The following is a 17,733-nucleotide window of genomic DNA, read 5'->3' as shown; positions in this document are numbered from 1 at the left end:
TCGGGTTTCTCTCGGGATGTCGCGGGTGATGCGGGGTGGTCCGGGACGGGCAGCGTCAGAACTCGGTGCCGACGAGGTCGATCACCTGGTCGTCGTCGCCCACCACGGCCGCCACGCGCCACGTGGAGAACAGCGTGCACGGGTGCGAGATCCCGAACCCGACGACGTCGCCGGGCCGGATCTGCGTCGTGGCCGGGGCGCTGCCCGCGGGCGTGGGATCGACCGTGAGGTACAGGTGCTGGTCGTTGAGGCCCGTGACGCGGGCCCCCGCGAGGTCGTGCGCGGGGCGCAGGTCGCCGTTCTCGTCGAGCGTGCGCAGCCACAGGGCCGTGGGCAGGTCGATGTCGTACGACACGTCGCGTCGCCCCACACCGCACAGCACCAGGCCGGGTTCGGGGACCGAGAGCACCTGGCCCCACACGACCGCGGCCGCGTGCATGGGCTCGCCGCCCGGGATGCGGTCCCACGGGTCCATGCGGGCGCAGAACCCGTGGTCGTGCGTGAGGTAGGCGCCCGAGCGCACCACCACGCGGACGTCGCGGGTGGTCCCGCCGCCGTCGGTGCTGCCGCCACCGTCCACCCCGTCACCCGCGCCCGCGACCGTGAGCGGCCCGGGGAGCTCGGCGAGCACGACGTCGAGGAACGAGCTGCCGCCCGCGGTCACGACCACGGGCTCGTCGCCGGGCACCAGGCCCTCGCGGACGAACGCCGCCGCGACGTCGCGCAGGCCCCGGCAGTAGGCCGTGACCTTGTCCAGGTCCTCGGGCGTGGTGCCGCCCGCGGCCGACCCCTCGTACCCGGCGACCCCGGGCACGCGCAGTCCCGCGGCACGCACGGCCCGCGCGAGACCCAGCGCGTCGGCCGTGCTGCGCACGCCCGTCCGGCCGCCGGGGACGCCGACCTCGACGAGCACGCCGAGGCCTGCGACGACCTGGGGCGAGGCGCCCGCGAAGCCGCGCGAGAGCAGCCCGACGCCTTCGATCGAGTCGACGTAGACCCACACCTCGAACGGGGTGCCGCCGGGGGCGACCGAGGCCTCGAGCTCGCGGCGCAGCCACGCGATCTCGCGCGGATCCATGAGCTCGTTCGCGAGGAACACCCGCTCGACGCCCCACGTGCGCACCACGCGGAGCTGCGCCGGGTTCGCGACGGTCGCGCCCCAGGCCCCGGCGCGGGCCTGACGGGCGTAGAGCCCGCGGGACATCGCGGTCTTGACGTGCGGTGCGTGCTCGACGCCGTGCTCGGCGCACAGCCGCGCCATGAGCGCGACGTTGTGGTCGAGGGCCGCGTCGTCGAGCGTCAGCAGCGGCCAGGAGAAGGCGTCGTCGGTGATGCGGGGGGAGTCCGCGAGGACGTCCGCGACGGTCCGCTCGGCGTCGAGCCGCAGCCCCTTGGTCGCGGGCCCGACGACGGCGCTCGGGTCCGCGGGGACGGTCGGGCGGGTGGACGGCTGGGTGGGGCGGGCAGCCTGGGTGGGGTCGGTCATGCGTTCCTCCCGGTGGGTTCGTAGCCGCAGCGCACGGAGCCCATCCCGGCGGAGACCGCGCGGGCGGCCTGCACGACGAGCGGGCCCAGCTCGCGCACCCGCGCGGGCGGCATGTGCGAGGCGAGGGCGGAGACGGAGAGCGCGCCGATCGCGGTCTCCGTGTGGTCGACGACGGCGGCCGCGACGCAGCGCACCTCGGCCTCGTTCTCGCGGTCGTCGATCGCGTAGCCGCGCTGTGCGACCGTGCGGAGCTCGGCGCGCAGGGCGTCGGGGTCCGTCAGGGTCCGCGCGGTCACGGCGGGCAGGGGGTGCTCGAGCACGGCCTCCAGCAGGTCGACGTCGCTCGCGGCGAGGATCGCCTTGCCGACACCCGTGCAGTACAGCGGCATGCGGCGTCCGATGCGCGAGGCCATGCGCACGACCGCGGTGTTCTCCTTCTTGTCGATGTAGACGACGTCGAGACCGTCGCGGACCACGAGGTGGCACGTTGCCCCCGAGGCCCGCATGAGGTCCGCGAGGTGGGGCTCGGCGACCGTGCGCAGGTCGAGCCCCTCGAGGTAGGCCTGGCCGAGCCGGAGCGTGCCGGCGCCCAGCACGAACCGTCCACCCGGGGTGCGCCGGACCAGGTGGACCTCGACGAGCGGCGCCAGCAGGCGAGAGACCGTGCTCTTGTGCGTGCCCAGGACGTCCGCGAGCTCGACGAGGCTCAGGCCGCGGGCCGCGTCGTGACGCAGGGCGTCGAGGATCGTCAGGGCGCGGCGGAGCGACTGGGACGAGTTCCGGGCGGCGTCGGCGGCGGGTGCCGACGCGTCCGGGAGCGCCTGCCGGCCCGAGGGCTCCGGCCGACCCCGCTCCTGGGCGCTCGCTGCCTCCCGCGCGGTCGCCGTCATGCGCGCCCCGCCGGGACGGTCGGGCGCAGCGCCCGCCCGGGGGTGGCGCCGGTGGGCTGCCCGCCCGCGAGCACGGGCACGCCCGCGACGAGCACGTCGTCGATCCCGGTCGCGGGACGCCGCGGGTCCTCGTACGTCGCGACGTCCTGCACGGTCTCGGGGTCGAGCAGCACGACGTCGGCGCGTGCGCCCGGCCGCAGGACCCCGCGGTCGCCGAACCCGAAGCGCTCGGCGGCGGCCGTCGACAGGTGCCGTTCGGCGTCGTGCCACGTCCAGTCGCCGAGCGTGCGCACGTGCTCGGCGAGGAAGCGCGCGAACGCCCCCCAGCCGCGCGGGTGCGGGCGCCCGCCCTGGTAGATCGCGTCCGATCCGCCCATCTGCGCCGGGTGGCGCAGCAGCGCCCGGACGGACCCGGGGGAGTTGGTGGGGGGCTGGGCGAACACGCAGCCCGCGCGCAGGTGGGTCGAGACCAGGATCCGCAGCGTCGTCTCGACGGGGTCGAGGCCCAGGCGGTCGGCGACGTCGAGCAGCGCCATGCCCTCGCTCCACTGCAGCTCGCCGGGCACGGCGGCCATGGTCACGCGCTCCCAGAGGTCCGCGAGGCCGGGGAAGTGCTCGGCGCGGAGGCGCGCGACGACGTCGGGGTCCTGGAGCATCGCGACCGTGGCGTCCGGGTCCGCGACGGGCAACCACGTGGGCAGCGAGACCATCGAGAGGATCGAGCAGCCGCGCAGGTACGGGTAGGAGTCGAACGTGACGTCGAGCCCGGCCGCGTGGGCGTCCTCGACGTAGCCGATGAGCTCGTCCGCGGGCCCGTGGTAGTGCGAGACGTGGGTCGCGACGCCCGACGCCCGGGCGACCCGGACGAGCTCGGCCATCGCGGTCCCGGCCTTGTCCTCGTAGCCGCGCATGTGGCTCACGTGGGGCAGGTCGTGCTCGGCGAGGACGCGGGTCAGCGCGACCAGCTCGTCGTCGGTCGCGTTCGAGGCCGGCGCGTACTCGAGGCCTGTGGACATGCCGCACGCGCCGTCGTCGAGGGCCTCGCGCAGCAGGGCGACCATGCGGCCCGTCTCGTCGGGGCTCGCGGGTCGGGCCGCGCCGCCCAGGACGTCGTAGCGCAGCGTGCCGTGCGGGACGAGGTAGGCGACGTTGAGGGGAGTGGTGCCCTCGTACGTCGCGAGCAGGTCGGCGACCGAGCCGCCCCGGAACGTGGGATGCTCGCCGTTGATCGCGCTGAAGTAGCCGGTCGCCCAGGTGTGCGCGTCGTGGGTCCCGTCCGCGACGGGCTGCCTCGCGGAGGGGGCGTAGGACACGCCGTCCTGGCCCACGACGATGCTCGTGACGCCCTGGCGCAGCATCGCGAGCTGCACGTCCGGGTCCAGGACCGCGGCCTCGCCGTGCACGTGGGAGTCGACGAAGCCGGGGAACGCGATGCGGCCCGCGGCCTCGATCACGTGCGCCCCGGCGGGGACGGGCACGCTGCCCGCCGGCACGACGTGGTCGATCACGTCTCCTGCGACCAGCAGGTCGACAGGCCCCGACAGCCCCTCCGGGGTGGTGAGCCGTGCGCCGCGGACGACGAGCGTCACGCCCGTCGTGCCGCCCCCTGCTGCCAGGTCGCGGGCGTCCTGACGGTCCGTGGTGCTCATGCCTGCCCCTCCGAGCTCGCGTCGCGTCCCTCGACCCAGCCGCCCACGCCGGCATAGCCGCCCGCGGCCATCTCCTGGTCGAGGTGGCGCAGGAACCCGCGCACGCCGGGACGCTGCTGCCAGGGCTTCGGCCCGTCGAGCGGGCGGTACTCGACGCCCGCCGCGTCGAGGCGCGGCAGGTGGTCCTGCTCGAGCCGAGCGAGGAACTCGGCCGAGGCCGGACCGCCCGGGGTGCGCTCCGCCGTCGGGCTCCAGACGACCTCCGCGAACGCCGCGAGGCGGGGGAACGCCGCGTAGTCGACGCGGCGCGGCGAGTCGAGGTGCTCGGACCAGACCTCGGCCTGGGCGCCCAGCAGGCGACCGGGCGCCGCGTCGAGGCCCGGGTACTGCGCGAGGACCTCGGGCGGGAACGGGTCGAACGCGAGGACGTCCTCGACCGTGCGCAGGAACCCGACGGGGACGGGCTCGTCCTCGCCGTCACCCGCACGGTGGTCCAGGTAGACGACCTGCTCCGGGGCCATGACGACGTCGTTGCCCGCCTCGAGCGCGTCCGCTCCCACCGTGAAGCCGCGCCACGCGGTCACGACCACGTCGCGCGGGAGCTGCTCGCCGAAGCCCTCGTCCCACACGACCGCCCGACGCCCCTGGGCCGTGACGTGCTCGCTCAGGCGGGCCAGGAACCAGCCCGCGAGGTCGGCGACGTCCGCGAGGCCGCGCTGCTCGGCGAGGGCCACGATCGCCGGGTTCTCGCGCCACAGCGTCGTGGGGACCTCGTCGCCGCCGATCGCGATCCAGGGGGAGTCGAAGATGTCCAGGACCTCGTCCAGCACGTTCGTGAAGAACTCGAGCGCCTCGTCGGACGGGTCGAGCACCTCGGTGCTCACGCCCCACGTGGTGCGCACCGTGTGCGGGGTCTTGCGGGTCCCGAGGAACGGATAGGCCGCGACGGCCGCCTCGACGTGCCCCGGGGCGTCGATCTCCGGCACGACGACGACGCCCCGCTCGCGCGCGTGGGCGACGATCTCGCGCAGGTCGTCCTGGGTGTAGAAGCCGCCGTGCGGGCGGCCGTCGAAGACCCCCGTGCGCCACGTCCCGACGTTCGACTCGGTGCGCCAGCCGCCGACCTCGGTCAGGAGCGGGTAGCGGTGGACCTGCATGCGCCAGCCCTGGTCGTCCGTGAGGTGGAGCTGGACCACGTTGAGCTTGTGCGCCGCCGCGAGGTCGATGAACCGCAGCACCTCGCGCGTGGGCAGGAAGTGCCGGGCGACGTCGAGCAGGACGCCTCGCCAGCCGAAGCGCGGGTGGTCCTCGATGGTGAGGGCGGGCAGGTGGACGGTGCTCGCCGGGGTCCCGGGGGCCGCGGCGACCGGTGCCGTGCGGTAGGCCTGCGGGCCTGCGAGCTGGCGCAGGGTCTGGGCACCCGCGTGGGCACCGGCCGCGTCCGCGGCCGTGAGCAGCACGGCCTGCGGGGTGATCTCGAGGCGGTAGCCGCCCGCGGGGCGTGACGCGTCGAGGGCGAGGGTCACGCCCGGGCGGGCTGCGTCGTCGGGCGCGACGTTCGCCTGGCGCGCCCCTCCGGGAGCGCCGCCGGGTGCCGCGGCGGGGCTGTCGGCGGCGCCGTCACCGACGACGAACGGGAGGTCGACGCCGAACGCCGCCTCCGTGGTCCGACGCCACCAGCGCGCGGCCGCGGCGAGGGCCGGGTCCGTACGGACGGGCGTGCCGTCGGTCAGCGGGAAGGTGCCGGTGGCGGGCTGAAGGCTCACGGGCGCGGGCAGGAGCCCGGGCGAGAGGGTGGGGGCGCTCACCTGTCGAGCCTAACCACGGCGCGCCGCTCGTGGTGTGCCGCGCACACGGGTTGTTGTGCACTGCACGACGGCCGGGGCGGTGATCCGCGTGTCGGTGGCGCGCCCTAGGCTCGCGGGCATGCCCGCCCAGAAGCTGCGCCTCCTCGACTCGTTCTTCACGCTCGCGCACGAGCCCCACTCCGCGTTCCCGGACGACGACGAGTGGGTCGCGCTCGTGCGTGCGCCCGAGGGCCTGACGGTCCTGCGCGAGGCCTCGCCCTTCGGTGGCGATGGCGACCGCTGGGCGGGGTTCTACGGCGACCCGCACGGGCTGGGCATGCCGGGCATGCTCGCGGCGATCGTCGGGCCGCTCGCCGACGCGAGCATCGCGGTGTTCGTCGCCTCGACGTTCCACGCGGACCTCGTGCTGGTCCCCGAGGACTCGGTCGAGGCCGCCGTGGACGTGCTGGTCGACGCGGGGCACACCGTGACGCGGGGGCGCTGACAGCGCCGAGGGGCGCCGACGCGGCTGCTCACGGTTGCGCAAGTGAACGCAAGCGGCTTGCGCGCTGCGTATAGTCAGCAGCATGTCCAGACGACTTGCCGAGGTGGCCAAGAAGGTCGGCGTCAGCGAGGCCACGGTCAGCCGCGTGCTCAACGGCAAGCCTGGGGTCTCCCAGGCGACGCGCGACTCCGTCCTCACGGCCCTCGACGTGCTCGGGTACGAGCGCCCCACCAAGCTGCGCGGTGAACGAGGCCGACTCGTCGGCTTGGTCCTCCCCGAGCTCGCCAACCCCATCTTCCCCGCGTTCGCCGAGGTCATCGGCGGCGCACTGGCTCAGCAGGGGTTCACGCCCGTGCTCTGCACGCGCACCGCGGGCGGCATCACCGAGTCGGAGTACATCGACCTGCTGCTCGGCCAGCAGGTCTCGGGCGTGCTCTTCGCGGGCGGCTTCTACGCCCAGCGCGAGGCCGACCACGAGCCCTACCGGCGCCTGGCCGAGCGCAACCTGCCCGTGGTCCTCATGAACGCCTCGATCGAGTCGCTCGACTTCCCACGGGTCTCGTGCGACGACGTGGTCGCCATGAACCAGGCGCTCGGTCACGTCCTGTCCCTGGGGCACCGACGGATCGGGTTCCTGCTCGGCCCCGCCGACCACATCCCGTCCGAGCGCAAGCTCGCGGCGGCGCACGCCCTGGCGGCGCGCCACGGCGTCACGATCGACCCTGCGCTCGTCCAGCACAGCCAGTACTCGCTCGAGAGCGGTCAGGCCGCCTCGGTGCGGCTCCTCGAGGCCGGTGCGACCGCGATCGTGTGCGCGAGCGACCCGCTCGCGCTCGGCGCGATCCGGGCGGTGCGCCGGGCCGGGCGTGAGGTCCCGACCGACGTGTCGGTCGTCGGGTACGACGACTCGGCGCTCATGAACTCGACCGACCCCGCGCTCACGACCGTCCGCCAGCCCATCGAGCCCATGGGGCGTGCGGCCGTGGACCTGCTCGCGAGCATGATCGCGGGGGCCGACGTGTCCCGCGACGAGCTGCTGTTCGAGCCCGAGCTCGTGGTGCGTGCCTCGACCGCGCCGCTGAACACGAGCGGTACCCGCTAGGCGGGCGGCACGCGCTAGGCGGGCGGCACGCGCTAGGCGGGCGGCACCGGCTGGTCGAGCGGCACTGAGGGCGCCGCCCTGGGGGAACCCGGGGCGGCGCCCTTCGTCGTGCCCGGAGCTGCTCGCTGAGTGCGGAGTTCTTGCGCGACGCACCCGGCGAGTCGCGCAAGAACTCCGCACTCAGCGACGCGCTGCCCGGGAGTCGTCCTACCCACCGCCAAAGGTCGCGTTTCGATAACGCTACTGTCGAGTTCTTGCGCGATTGCTGTCGAGTGATTACGTTGATGCCCAAGACGCCGGATCCACGGATCAGGAGTCCAGCGGCCCGCCCACCCGGGACGCCGCGCTCGACGCAGAGCACCCGTTCATCGCTGAACGGGACGGACGGAAGACGAGGACACGGTGCGCGAGGACGACTCGACCCGAACGACGGCCGACCCCACCTGGTGGCGGGACGCGGTCATCTACCAGGTGTACGTACGCAGCTTCGCGGACGGCGACGGCGACGGCACAGGCGACCTGGCCGGCGTGCGGCAGCGTCTGCCGTACCTGCGCGACCTGGGCGTCGACGCGATCTGGTTCACCCCCTGGTACCTGTCCCCGCTCGCCGACGGCGGCTACGACGTCGCGGACTACCGCGAGATCGACCCGCAGTTCGGCACCCTCAGCGAGGCCGAGCAGCTCATCGCCGAGGCCCGCGAGCTGGGCATCCGCACGATCGTCGACGTGGTGCCCAACCACGTCTCGGCCGCGCACCGCTGGTTCCAGGCCGCGCTCGACGCGGGCCCCGGCTCGCCCGAGCGCGAGCGTTTCTGGTTCCACCCCGGCAAGGGCCCGGGCGGCGACGAGATGCCCACGCACTGGGTCTCCGACTTCCAGGGCACCACCTGGACCCGCACCACGAACCCCGACGGCACGCCCGGCGAGTGGTACCTGCACCTGTTCACGCCCGAGCAGCCGGACCTCAACTGGAACCACCCCGACGTCCGGCGCGAGCACGAGGACATCCTGCGGTTCTGGTTCGACCGTGGCGCCGCGGGCATCCGCATCGACTCCGCGGCCCTGCTCGTCAAGGACGCGACGCTCCCCGAGGTCCCGGCCCACCCCGGCCCGGGCGAGCACCCCCACGTCGACCGCGACGAGATCCACGACATCTACCGCGGCTGGCGTACCGTCGCCGAGTCCTACGACGAGCCGCGCGTCCTGGTGGGCGAGGTCTGGCTCGCCGACCGCGCCCGGTTCGCGCAGTACCTGCGCCCCGACGAGATGCACACCGCGTTCAACTTCGACTTCATGGCCCGCCCCTGGGACGCCAAGTCGCTGCGCGAGTCCGTCCAGACGACGCTCGACGCGCACGCCCCCGTGGGCGCCCCCGCCACGTGGGTCCTGTCCAACCACGACGTGACTCGCCCCGTGACGCGCTACGGCCGCGAGGACAGCGCGTTCTCGTTCGGCGCCAAGCGCTTCGGGACGCCGACCGACCTGGCCGCGGGACGCCGTCGGGCACGGGCGGCCGCCCTGCTCTCCGCCGCGCTGCCCGGCTCGCTGTACGTCTACCAGGGCGACGAGCTCGGCCTGCCCGAGGTCGAGGACCTCCCGCTCGACGTCATCAACGACCCCATGCACTTCCGGTCCGGGGGAGTGGACCCCGGCCGCGACGGCTGCCGCGTCCCCCTGCCGTGGGCGCGCGGCGGGAGCAGCCACGGGTTCGGGCCCGACGGCGGCGCTCACCCCTGGCTGCCCCAGCCGGCCGGGTGGGGCGACCTGTCGGTCGAGGCGCAGGCGGGCGACGACGCGTCGATGCTCAGCCTCTACCGCCGCGTCCTCTCGCTGCGCCACGACGACCCCGCGTTCCGCGGCGGCTTCGCCTGGGCCGACGACGTCTTCGTCGGCAGCGGCCCGGGCGACGTGACCGGCGACCTCCTCGCGTTCACGCGCGGCGACGTGCTGTGCGTCGTCAACCTCGGCCCCGCCGTCCCCCTGCCCGCTGGGTACGAGGTGCTCCTCGCGAGCGCCGACCTGGAGCACGGCGCCGCAGGTGTCGAGCTCCCCACCGACACGGCCGCGTGGCTCCGGCGCACCCCGCCGGGCCGCGCGACCGGCGCCACCCCGACCTGACCAGCCCACCCACCCGCACCCACCACCGCACCGTGCTGAGCAGCACCGCCCAGCGCACCCGCCCGCACAAGGAGCAGAGACAATGAAGTCCACACGCCGCGCGATCGCCCTCACCCTCGTGGGGGCCCTCACCGCCACCGCCCTCGCCGCCTGCTCGAGCTCCGGCTCGGGCGACGGCGACGGCGAGTCCGCCGACGGGAAGACCACCCTCAAGGTCGTCTCCCTCCTGCCCGGCTCCGAGCCCGAGGCGATCGACGCCTTCAACGAGCAGGTCAAGCAGTTCGAGGACGCCAACCCCGACATCGACGTCGTGCCCGAGGAGTACGAGTGGAAGGCGACCACGTTCGCCGCCCAGCTCGCCGGCGGCACGCTGCCCGACGTGTTCGAGATCCCGTTCACCGACGCCAAGACCCTCGTCGAGAACAAGCAGATCGCGGACCTCGACACCCAGTTCCGCACCCTGCCCTACGCCGACAAGTTCAACCCGGCGATCATCGAGGCCGGGACCGGCCCCGACGGCCACGTCTACGCGATCCCCGCCAAGAACGTCTACGGCGTCGGCCTCCACTACAACCGGGCCCTGTTCGAGTCCGCGGGCCTCGACCCCGACTCGCCGCCCACCACCTGGGACCAGGTCCGCGAGTACGCCAAGAAGATCGCCGACGCCAACCCCGGCGTCGCCGGCTACGCCCAGATGACCCAGAACAACACAGGCGGCTGGCAGCTCACCGTCAACACCTACTCGCGCGGCGGACGCGTCCAGGAGGTCGGCGACGACGGCAAGGCCACCGAGTCGCTCGACAACGACGGCACCAAGGAAGCGCTCGAGTTCCTGCAGGCCCTGCGCTGGGAGGACAACTCCATGGGCAGCAACTTCCTGCTCGACTGGGGCACCATGAACGAGGCCTTCGCTGCGGGCCAGGTCGGCATGTACACCTCGGGCTCCGACGTCTACACCTCGATGGTCCAGTCCAACGGGCTCGACCCCGCGACCTACGGGCTGACCGCGCTCCCGCTCGACGGCGACGACGCCGGCGTCCTCACGGGCGGCACCCTCGCCGCGATGCCCGCCAAGGCCACCGACGACAAGAAGGCCGCCGCCGTCAAGTGGATCGACTTCTTCTACCTCAACAAGCTCGTCGACCAGGACGCCGCCGTCAAGGACGCCCAGACGCTCGTCGCGAGCGACCAGCCCGTCGGCACGCCCGTGCTCCCCATGTTCAGCAAGGAGCAGTACCTCGAGAACCAGGAATGGATCAAGGACTACATCAACGTCCCGCTGAACCAGATGACCGGGTACACCGACACCATGTTCGACCTGCCCCTCGTCGGTGAGCCGTCGCAGAAGACGCAGGAGATCTACGCGCTCATGGACCCCGTCGTCCAGGCCGTGCTGACCGACCAGAACGCCGACATCGACAAGCTGCTGGCGGACGCGAACAAGCAGGCACAGGCGCTGCTCGACCAGGGGTGAGTCCCTGGGGGAGGTGACGCGGGGGACGGGGCCGGGCCTTACATCCGGCCTCGTTCCTCGGCCTCCCGCCAGACCCGCCACGGCCCGGCTCCGTCCCCCGCCTCACCTCCCGGTCCTCACCGCTGTTCTCGCCGGGGCTCACCCGGAGCTCGTGAGAGCGGGCGGCCCGGCTCCCATCCTCCCGGTCGGTCGCGGGCGCCCCCTCCGACCGACCGGGAACCCTCTTCTCCTCTCCCTGACCCGAAGGACCCCTCGTGACCGCGACCAGTGCACCACCGCGCAGACGCCATGAAGCGCCCGCCGACAAGCCCGCCCGACGACGGTCGCCCGCGACCTGGGTGCGTGGCGGCGGGCTGAGCAACCTGATCTTCATGCTGCCCGTGATCGTGATCTTCGGGGTCTTCTCGTGGTTCCCCATCGTGCGCGCGCTCGTCATGAGCGTGCAGGAGACGAACCTCGTCGACACCCAGTTCGTGGGGCTCGACAACTTCCGGTACGTCCTGGCCGACCCGTTGCTGTGGACCGCGGTCAAGAACACGGCGTACTTCGCGTTCCTCGCACTCCTGTTCGGCTATCCGATCCCGCTCGTGGCCGCCGTGCTGATGAGCGAGGTCCGGCGGTACAAGGGTCTGTACTCGGCCCTTGCCTACCTGCCGGTCGTGGTACCGCCCGTCGTGGCCGTGCTGCTGTGGAAGTTCTTCTACGACGCCGGCCCCCACGGGGTGTTCAACACGATCCTCGGCTGGGTGGGCCTGGGGCCGTACCCGTGGCTCCAGGACGCGTCGACCGCCATGCCCTCGCTCGTCCTCGCTGCCACGTGGGCCGGCGCGGGCGGCACGATCATCATCTACCTCGCCGCCCTCACGAGCGTCCCGCCCGAGCTCTACGACGCGGCCGAGGTCGACGGCGCGGGCGTGTGGCGCAAGGTGTGGCACGTGACCATGCCCCAGCTGCGCGGGGTCCTGTTCATCACGCTGATCCTGCAGATCATCGGGACCGCGCAGGTGTTCCTCGAGCCGTACCTGTTCACGGGGGGCGGCCCCGCGAACTCGACCATCACGATCCTGCTGCTCATCTACAACTACGCGTTCGCGAACAGCCTGGGCGGCAACTACGGCGCAGCGACGGCCCTGTCGCTCATGCTCGCGCTCGCCCTCGCGGCCTTCTCCGCCCTGTACTTCCGCCTGACCCGGTCCTGGAGCACCTCATGACGACCTCGCGCACAGACCGTCCTGCCGCCTCGGGCGGTACGTCCCCCGCGGGGCGGGGGGCCACGCCCGGCGACCTGCCCGACGGCGCAGCCCGCCCCGGGACCTACCCCCCGCCCGAGGAGGTCTCGGCCCAGGCGGGCGGCTCGATGGCCGTGCTCGCCGAGAAGGCCCTGCTGACCCGACGCGAGGGCGACGCGGCACGCGAGCGCAAGAGCCGCCGTCGGGCACTGGATGCCGTGGCCGACCGCGGCGCCGTGTCGACCGCCGACTGGCGGCGCCCCTCGGTGCGGTTCGGGATGGGCGGTACGCACGTCCTGCTGCTCGTGCTGCTCGTCGTCGCGGGGCTCGGGCCCATGCTGCTGCTCGCCAAGTTCGCGGTCACTCCCACGCAGGACATCCTGCGCACGCCCATGGCGATCTTCCCGAACGGCATCGCGTGGGACAACCTCGACAAGGCGTGGAACGAGGTCCAGGTCAGCAAGTACTTCTTCAACACGATCTGGCTCGCGCTGGGCTCGTGGGCCGTGCAGATGGTCGTCGCGACGACGGCCGGGTACGCGCTGTCGGTCCTGCGCCCGCGCTACGGCAAGGCGATCCAGGCCGCGGTGCTGTCGACCATGTTCATCCCGGCCGTGGTGCTGCTCGTCCCGCTGTACCTGACGATCCTGAACCCGCCGCTCCTGGGCACCTCGCTCATCAACAGCTTCTGGGCCGTGTGGCTGCCCGCGGGCGCGAGCGCGTTCAACGTGCTGCTGGTGCAGCGGTTCTTCGACAACCTGCCGCGCGAGGTCTTCGAGGCCGCGCGGGTCGACGGCGCGGGTCCCTACCGGTTGTTCTGGTCGATCGTGCTGCCCATGTCCAAGCCGATCCTTGGCGTGGTCTCGGTGTTCGCGATCATCGCGAGCTGGAAGGACTTCCTCTGGCCGCTCCTGGTCCTCAAGGACCCGCTGATCCAGCCGCTGTCGGTGCGCCTGCCCGCGATCGCGGCCACGACCGACAAGGGCGTGTTCCTCGCGGCGCTCGCGATCTCGACCATCATCCCCGTGCTGCTGTTCCTCGTGTTCCAGCGCACGTTCCTGCAGGGGGCGGGGCTCGGGGGAGCGGTCAAGGGGTAGCCGTGGGCGCCGGGTGCGGCACGGGGTGCCGACGGCGGCGCGCTCGCGCTGACCGCGCGGACACGCGCTCGTGAGATGCGGCGGACGGGGGTCGGGAGATGCTTCCCGACCCCCGTCCGCCGCATCTCGTGGGCTCGCGCAACGGCCCGTGCCGCGGCCCCCGCGTCAGCTCGTCCCACCGCTCCCGCGCCACGGGCCGGGCCGGGCCTCACTCCCGGCGGTTCTGACGAACTGTCCCGTCAATGTCACGTCGGGGTCGTCCGGCTCCGGCCGAGAACCCCCAGGAACGCCTGACATGATGGCAGGCATGCCCTCGTTCTCGCCTCAGACGACGGCCGCCGGACCCGGTGCACGGACCAGCACCGCTCCTGCCGCTGCCGCAGAAGTCCGCCCCTACGACGCCCTCCTCCTGTACTCGTTCGGAGGGCCCAACAAGCCCGAGGACGTCGTGCCGTTCCTGCGCAACGTCACTGTCGGCAAGGGGATCCCCGACTCGCGCCTCGAGGAGGTCGGCGAGCACTACTACGGGTTCGGCGGCAAGAGCCCCATCAACGAGCAGAACCTGGCCCTCAAGGCCGCGCTCGAGGAGGAGCTCGCCTCGCGCGGGATCGACCTGCCCGTGGTGTGGGGCAACCGCAACTGGGAGCCGTACACGCGCGACGCCGTCGAGCAGCTCGCCGGTGCGGGCGCCGAGCGCGTCGTGGCCCTCGTGACCTCGGCCTTCTCGTCCTACTCCGGGTGCCGTCAGTACCGCGAGGACCTCGCGCTCACGCTCGACGCGCGCGGTGAGCTCGGCCCCGACGGCTCGACCGGCATCCAGTTCGACAAGGTGCGCTCGTACTTCAACCACCCCGGGTTCGCGCAGGCCAACGTCGACGCCGTGCTCGAGGCCTACGAGGCGCTCGCGGCCAAGGGCGGCGACGTGACCGAGGCCCGCCTCGTGTTCGTCACGCACTCCATCCCGCTGACCATGGAGGCCGCGTCGCGCATCTCGCACGCGACCTACTCGCGCCAGCACCTCGACCTGGCCCGCGTCGTCGCCGAGGAGGTCTCGGCGCGTCTCGGCCACGAGGTCGAGTGGAACCTCACGTTCTGCTCGCGCTCGGGCCCGCCCGCGCAGCCGTGGCTCGAGCCCGACGTCAACGACCACCTCGAGTCGCTCGCGGCCGACGACGTCACGAACGTCGTGCTCTCGCCCATCGGCTTCGTGTCGGACCACATGGAGGTCGCGTACGACCTCGACACCGAGGCCATGGAGACCGCGTCGCGCCTGGGCATCACGGCCGTGCGTGCCGGGACCGTGGGGACCCGCGCCCCGTTCGTGGCGGGCCTGGTGGACCTGGTCCTCGAGCGTGCGGCCATCGCGCGCGACGAGAAGTTCGCCGAGGCCGTCGTGGGCGAGCTCGGCCCGTTCCGCTCGGTGTGCGCACCGGACTGCTGCCTGCGCCGCGACGGCGAGCCCAGCGGCATCCCGGCGCTGTGCAGCACCGACGTGCACCGCTGACCCCGACGACACGGCGGCCCCCGGTCGCCACGACCCGCCCTCGGGACGCCGACGTCCCCGAGGCCCCCGCACCGAGAGAGGCACGACGATGAACGACGCGCACCGCGTCCCCGTGGACCACGAGCAGATCAACGACGCGATCCGCTACACCATGTGGTCGGTCTTCGCGCTGGCCGAGTCCCTGCCGGCCGACCCCGCCGAGCGCACCGAGATGGTCGAGGCCGCGCTCGCCGCGGTGAGCGGCGGCGACGACCCGGCGGCCGTCGACGGCGACCTCGTGGTCCGCGGCTGGTACGACGTGGGTGGCCTGCGCTCGGACGCCGACCTCATGGTCTGGTGGCACGGCCCCAGCATCGAGTCGGTCCAGGGTGCCTACCAGCGCCTGCGGGCCAGCGAGCTCGGCCGCCACCTCGAGCCCGTCTGGTCCAACGCGGCGCTGCACCGCCCGGCCGAGTTCAACCGGGGCCACGTCCCGGCGTTCCTCATGAACGAGGAGCCGGGGGCGTACCTGTGCGTGTACCCGTTCGTGCGGTCGTACGACTGGTACCTCCTGCCCGACGCCGAGCGCCGCACCATGCTGCGCGACCACGGCCTCGCGGCGCGCGACTACCCGGACGTGCGCGCCAACACGGTCGCCTCGTTCGCGCTGGGCGACTACGAGTGGCTCCTGGCCTTCGAGGCCGCCGAGCTGCACCGCATCGTCGACCTCATGCGCGAGCTGCGGGCCACCGAGGCGCGCCGCCACGTGCGCGAGGAGACGCCGTTCTTCACGGGGCCTCGGACCACGCTGATCGAGTGGGCGGGCCGGCAGCCGCTGTCCTGAGCCGCCGTCCCGACCGCTGAGTGCGGAGCAGTCGTCGCGGATCCGCGACAGCTGCTCCGCACTCGGCGTCTCTGCGGGCGCGCGGGGCGTCAGCCCGCCGGGACCTCGTCCTTGACGTAGGGGTAGATGCCCGCGAGGAACGCCTGGTCGCTTTCCTTGGTGAGGCGCTCGCCGGACCAGGTCTCGTGCACGCGCACGACCGTGCCGTCGTGGAGGGTGAGGTCTGCGCGGACCGGGCCGGCCTTGACGATCGTGGCCTCGCGGATGTCCTCGAAGGCGAGGTACCTGTTGGATGCGGCGACGTCCGCGACCTCACCGGACTGCAGCAGGGCGATCAGCCGGTTCTTGCCGCCCTCCGTCTTCTTGGGGCACGGGCGCAGGACGAGCCCGGTGTCGAGGACGAGCACGTCGTGCTGAGCCCCGTCGACCTTGACGTTCGCCAGGCCGCCGAGGATCTCGGCGCCGTGGGCCGTGGCCGTCGTGCTGACCTGGACGGCTCGCGCGGTGTCGATCCCGAGCGCCGAGAGCCGCGTGACGGCATCGTCGACCGTCGCCGGGTCGAGGGCCAGGCGGCCGATCTCCTCGAGCGGGAGCGGTTCGCCGTCCGGTCCGACGAGCCGGGCAGGTCCGGACCAGGACAGGCGCCAGGTCCCGACGCCGCTGCGGACGGCGGCGGTCCCGAGCAGGGTCTCGATCGAGGGCATGAACGCCTCGGCGGCGTCGGGCTCCGCGACCTCGGGGACGAACTCCCGGACGAGCGCGACCAGGCGCCCGGTGCGCACGAGCTCGAGCACCGTCGTGAGGTCGGCCGACGCCTGGCCCGCGACCCGCGCCGCGCCGCGGTACACGAGGTCGGCGTGCCGCTGCTCGGTCTGAGGCATGGAGCGCTCGGTGAGCGTCTGCCAGTCGACGGCGGTCCGGGTGCCGATGTCGAGCGCCCGTCCGGCCACCTGCGCGCTGCGCTCCTCGAATCCGGGCACGAGCGCGCTGGCCGGCCGGTCGTCGACCGTGACCGTGCCCTCGGGCATCTTCTCCATGGCGGCGATGCGCAGACCGATCGCCGGGTGGGTGTCCCAGCGCGAGTGCTCCTCGTCGGGGGTCTCCTCGCGCATCGACGCGAGCTCGGCGTCCCGTGCCTCGAGGATGCGGGCGAAGCCGCCGAACACGTCCGCCGACGTGGGTGCGTACCCGTTCTCCCAGCCGAGGCCGATGTACTGGCGCTCGTAGAACGTCCAGGCGGTGTCGACGAGCGGCACCTCGCGAAGCGCCGACTGCGCGGTCGAGCGTCCGGCGACACGCACCGAGATCTGGTCGGCCTCGAGCTCCTGCCGGCGGCTCACGGCGGCCGAGACCAGGACGTAGAGCTTGGCGTACTGCTTGAGGAACCAACCCACGAGGTTGCCCGAGAGCTGCTGGACGGTCGCCATGATCGCGGAGCGCCCGCGGTAGGTGATGGCGCCGAGACGGGTGTGCTGCTGGGAGTAGTGGCCGAGCTCGTGCCCGAGGATGGAGCGCATCTGCGCGACGTTCATGGCCTGGAGCAGCGGGATGCCGATGTACAGGTGGCGCTTGCCGCCGACCAGACCGAGGAGGCGGGTCTCCTCCGAGACGGCCGCGTTGACGTCGGCGACCAGGCGGATCTCGTCGGGCACGCGGGTCTGTGCGGCGTCGGCGAGCTCGCGGACCGTCGACCACAGCTCGGGAGCGTCCGAGGGGGAGAGGACGACGCCCGGCTCGGGCGACGGCTTGGCGCGGGCGACCTTCCACAGGGCGACCACGAGGCCGACCGCGACGACCACGGTGAGGAACCCGAGCTTGGCCGCCCCGGGCCCGGCGTGCTCCGAGAACGCCCACACGGTGGCGGCCCCGAGCCCGACGACCATCGCGAGCGCGAGGACGTAGAAGCCGACGAGCATGAGGACTGAGAGCGCTGCTCGCAGGGTGGTGGACATGGCGTTCTCCGACGACGGGGACCGCTCCGATGCGGTCCGCTGGCGCCGGAGCCTAGCGCCTCGGAGGCGCGCGGCACCAGCGGATCCAGGGGCGACCGGCCGCTCGTGGTCGGCAGC

13 protein-coding genes are annotated in these 17,733 nt (G+C 73.2%); 8 read left to right on the top strand and 5 right to left on the bottom strand.

Annotated elements, in window-relative coordinates; genetic code table 11:
* Positions 1–55 precede the first annotated feature (55 nt).
* From ASE15_RS15055 to ASE15_RS15040, 4 genes are read right to left on the bottom strand one after another with little or no spacing between them, the layout of a single operon-like run.
* Positions 56–1,486 (bottom strand): alanine racemase, encoded by a 1,431-nt coding sequence (locus ASE15_RS15055; protein ID WP_082608459.1) that lies wholly within the window; start codon positions 1,484–1,486, stop codon positions 56–58.
* Entirely contained in the window at positions 1,483–2,376 is an 894-nt protein-coding gene (locus ASE15_RS15050) for an IclR family transcriptional regulator (RefSeq protein WP_082608460.1), read from the bottom strand. Before ASE15_RS15050 ends, ASE15_RS15055 begins: the two co-directional genes overlap by 4 nt.
* On the bottom strand, positions 2,373–4,025 hold the full coding sequence (locus tag ASE15_RS15045; RefSeq protein WP_082618488.1) for an amidohydrolase family protein: 1,653 nt from the start codon (positions 4,023–4,025) through the stop codon (positions 2,373–2,375). Before ASE15_RS15045 ends, ASE15_RS15050 begins: the two co-directional genes overlap by 4 nt.
* Positions 4,022–5,833 (bottom strand): beta-N-acetylhexosaminidase, encoded by a 1,812-nt coding sequence (locus tag ASE15_RS15040; protein ID WP_082608462.1) that lies wholly within the window; start codon positions 5,831–5,833, stop codon positions 4,022–4,024. Before ASE15_RS15040 ends, ASE15_RS15045 begins: the two co-directional genes overlap by 4 nt.
* Positions 5,834–5,951: 118 nt before the next feature.
* Between ASE15_RS15040 and ASE15_RS15035 the strand changes: the two genes are divergently transcribed.
* From ASE15_RS15035 to hemQ, 8 genes are all read left to right on the top strand, one after another.
* The gene (locus ASE15_RS15035) at positions 5,952–6,317 is read left to right on the top strand and encodes an ACT domain-containing protein (RefSeq protein WP_056646714.1); all 366 of its coding nucleotides are present in this window, start codon (positions 5,952–5,954) and stop codon (positions 6,315–6,317) included.
* An 82-nt stretch (positions 6,318–6,399) separates the two neighbouring features.
* Positions 6,400–7,419, top strand: coding sequence for a LacI family DNA-binding transcriptional regulator (locus ASE15_RS15030; RefSeq protein WP_056645871.1), 1,020 nt, complete (start codon positions 6,400–6,402; stop codon positions 7,417–7,419).
* A gap of 402 nt (positions 7,420–7,821) precedes the next feature.
* The gene (locus ASE15_RS15025; protein WP_056645874.1) at positions 7,822–9,537 is read left to right on the top strand and encodes a glycoside hydrolase family 13 protein; all 1,716 of its coding nucleotides are present in this window, start codon (positions 7,822–7,824) and stop codon (positions 9,535–9,537) included.
* Positions 9,538–9,619: 82 nt separating this feature from the next.
* Positions 9,620–11,011, top strand: coding sequence for an ABC transporter substrate-binding protein (locus ASE15_RS15020; RefSeq protein ID WP_056645877.1), 1,392 nt, complete (start codon positions 9,620–9,622; stop codon positions 11,009–11,011).
* Positions 11,012–11,349: 338 nt separating this feature from the next.
* On the top strand, positions 11,350–12,222 hold the full coding sequence (locus tag ASE15_RS15015; RefSeq protein ID WP_056645878.1) for a carbohydrate ABC transporter permease: 873 nt from the start codon (positions 11,350–11,352) through the stop codon (positions 12,220–12,222).
* Between the two features lie 146 nt (positions 12,223–12,368).
* Positions 12,369–13,337: a carbohydrate ABC transporter permease gene (locus ASE15_RS15010; protein ID WP_056646717.1), complete on the top strand. Its 969-nt coding sequence runs from the start codon at positions 12,369–12,371 to the stop codon at positions 13,335–13,337.
* Between the two features lie 307 nt (positions 13,338–13,644).
* A complete protein-coding gene (locus ASE15_RS15005; RefSeq protein ID WP_235534453.1) occupies positions 13,645–14,841 on the top strand; it encodes a ferrochelatase in 1,197 nt (398 codons plus the stop codon).
* An 88-nt stretch (positions 14,842–14,929) separates the two neighbouring features.
* Positions 14,930–15,664 (top strand): hydrogen peroxide-dependent heme synthase, encoded by a 735-nt coding sequence (hemQ, locus tag ASE15_RS15000; protein ID WP_056764124.1) that lies wholly within the window; start codon positions 14,930–14,932, stop codon positions 15,662–15,664.
* Between the two features lie 89 nt (positions 15,665–15,753).
* Here hemQ and ASE15_RS14995 read toward each other — a convergent pair whose 3' ends face one another.
* Positions 15,754–17,616: a M48 family metalloprotease gene (locus ASE15_RS14995; RefSeq protein ID WP_082618487.1), complete on the bottom strand. Its 1,863-nt coding sequence runs from the start codon at positions 17,614–17,616 to the stop codon at positions 15,754–15,756.
* Positions 17,617–17,733: the final 117 nt, after the last annotated feature.

Origin of the sequence: Oerskovia sp. Root22, from assembly GCF_001429135.1 — a bacterium.
Classification (GTDB): domain Bacteria; phylum Actinomycetota; class Actinomycetes; order Actinomycetales; family Cellulomonadaceae; genus Oerskovia; species Oerskovia enterophila.
This window is presented reverse-complemented; position numbering and strand designations above follow the sequence as displayed.

Coding starts and splice junctions, on each gene's coding strand:
- ASE15_RS15055 (WP_082608459.1), bottom strand. CDS start 1,486: ATGACCGACCCCACCCAGGCTGCCCGCCCCACCCAGCCGTCCACCCGC.
- ASE15_RS15050 (WP_082608460.1), bottom strand. CDS start 2,376: ATGACGGCGACCGCGCGGGAGGCAGCGAGCGCCCAGGAGCGGGGTCGG.
- ASE15_RS15045 (WP_082618488.1), bottom strand. CDS start 4,025: ATGAGCACCACGGACCGTCAGGACGCCCGCGACCTGGCAGCAGGGGGC.
- ASE15_RS15035 (WP_056646714.1), top strand. CDS start 5,952: ATGCCCGCCCAGAAGCTGCGCCTCCTCGACTCGTTCTTCACGCTCGCG.
- ASE15_RS15030 (WP_056645871.1), top strand. CDS start 6,400: ATGTCCAGACGACTTGCCGAGGTGGCCAAGAAGGTCGGCGTCAGCGAG.
- ASE15_RS15020 (WP_056645877.1), top strand. CDS start 9,620: ATGAAGTCCACACGCCGCGCGATCGCCCTCACCCTCGTGGGGGCCCTC.
- ASE15_RS15010 (WP_056646717.1), top strand. CDS start 12,369: ATGGCCGTGCTCGCCGAGAAGGCCCTGCTGACCCGACGCGAGGGCGAC.
- ASE15_RS15005 (WP_235534453.1), top strand. CDS start 13,645: ATGCCCTCGTTCTCGCCTCAGACGACGGCCGCCGGACCCGGTGCACGG.
- hemQ (WP_056764124.1), top strand. CDS start 14,930: ATGAACGACGCGCACCGCGTCCCCGTGGACCACGAGCAGATCAACGAC.
- ASE15_RS14995 (WP_082618487.1), bottom strand. CDS start 17,616: ATGTCCACCACCCTGCGAGCAGCGCTCTCAGTCCTCATGCTCGTCGGC.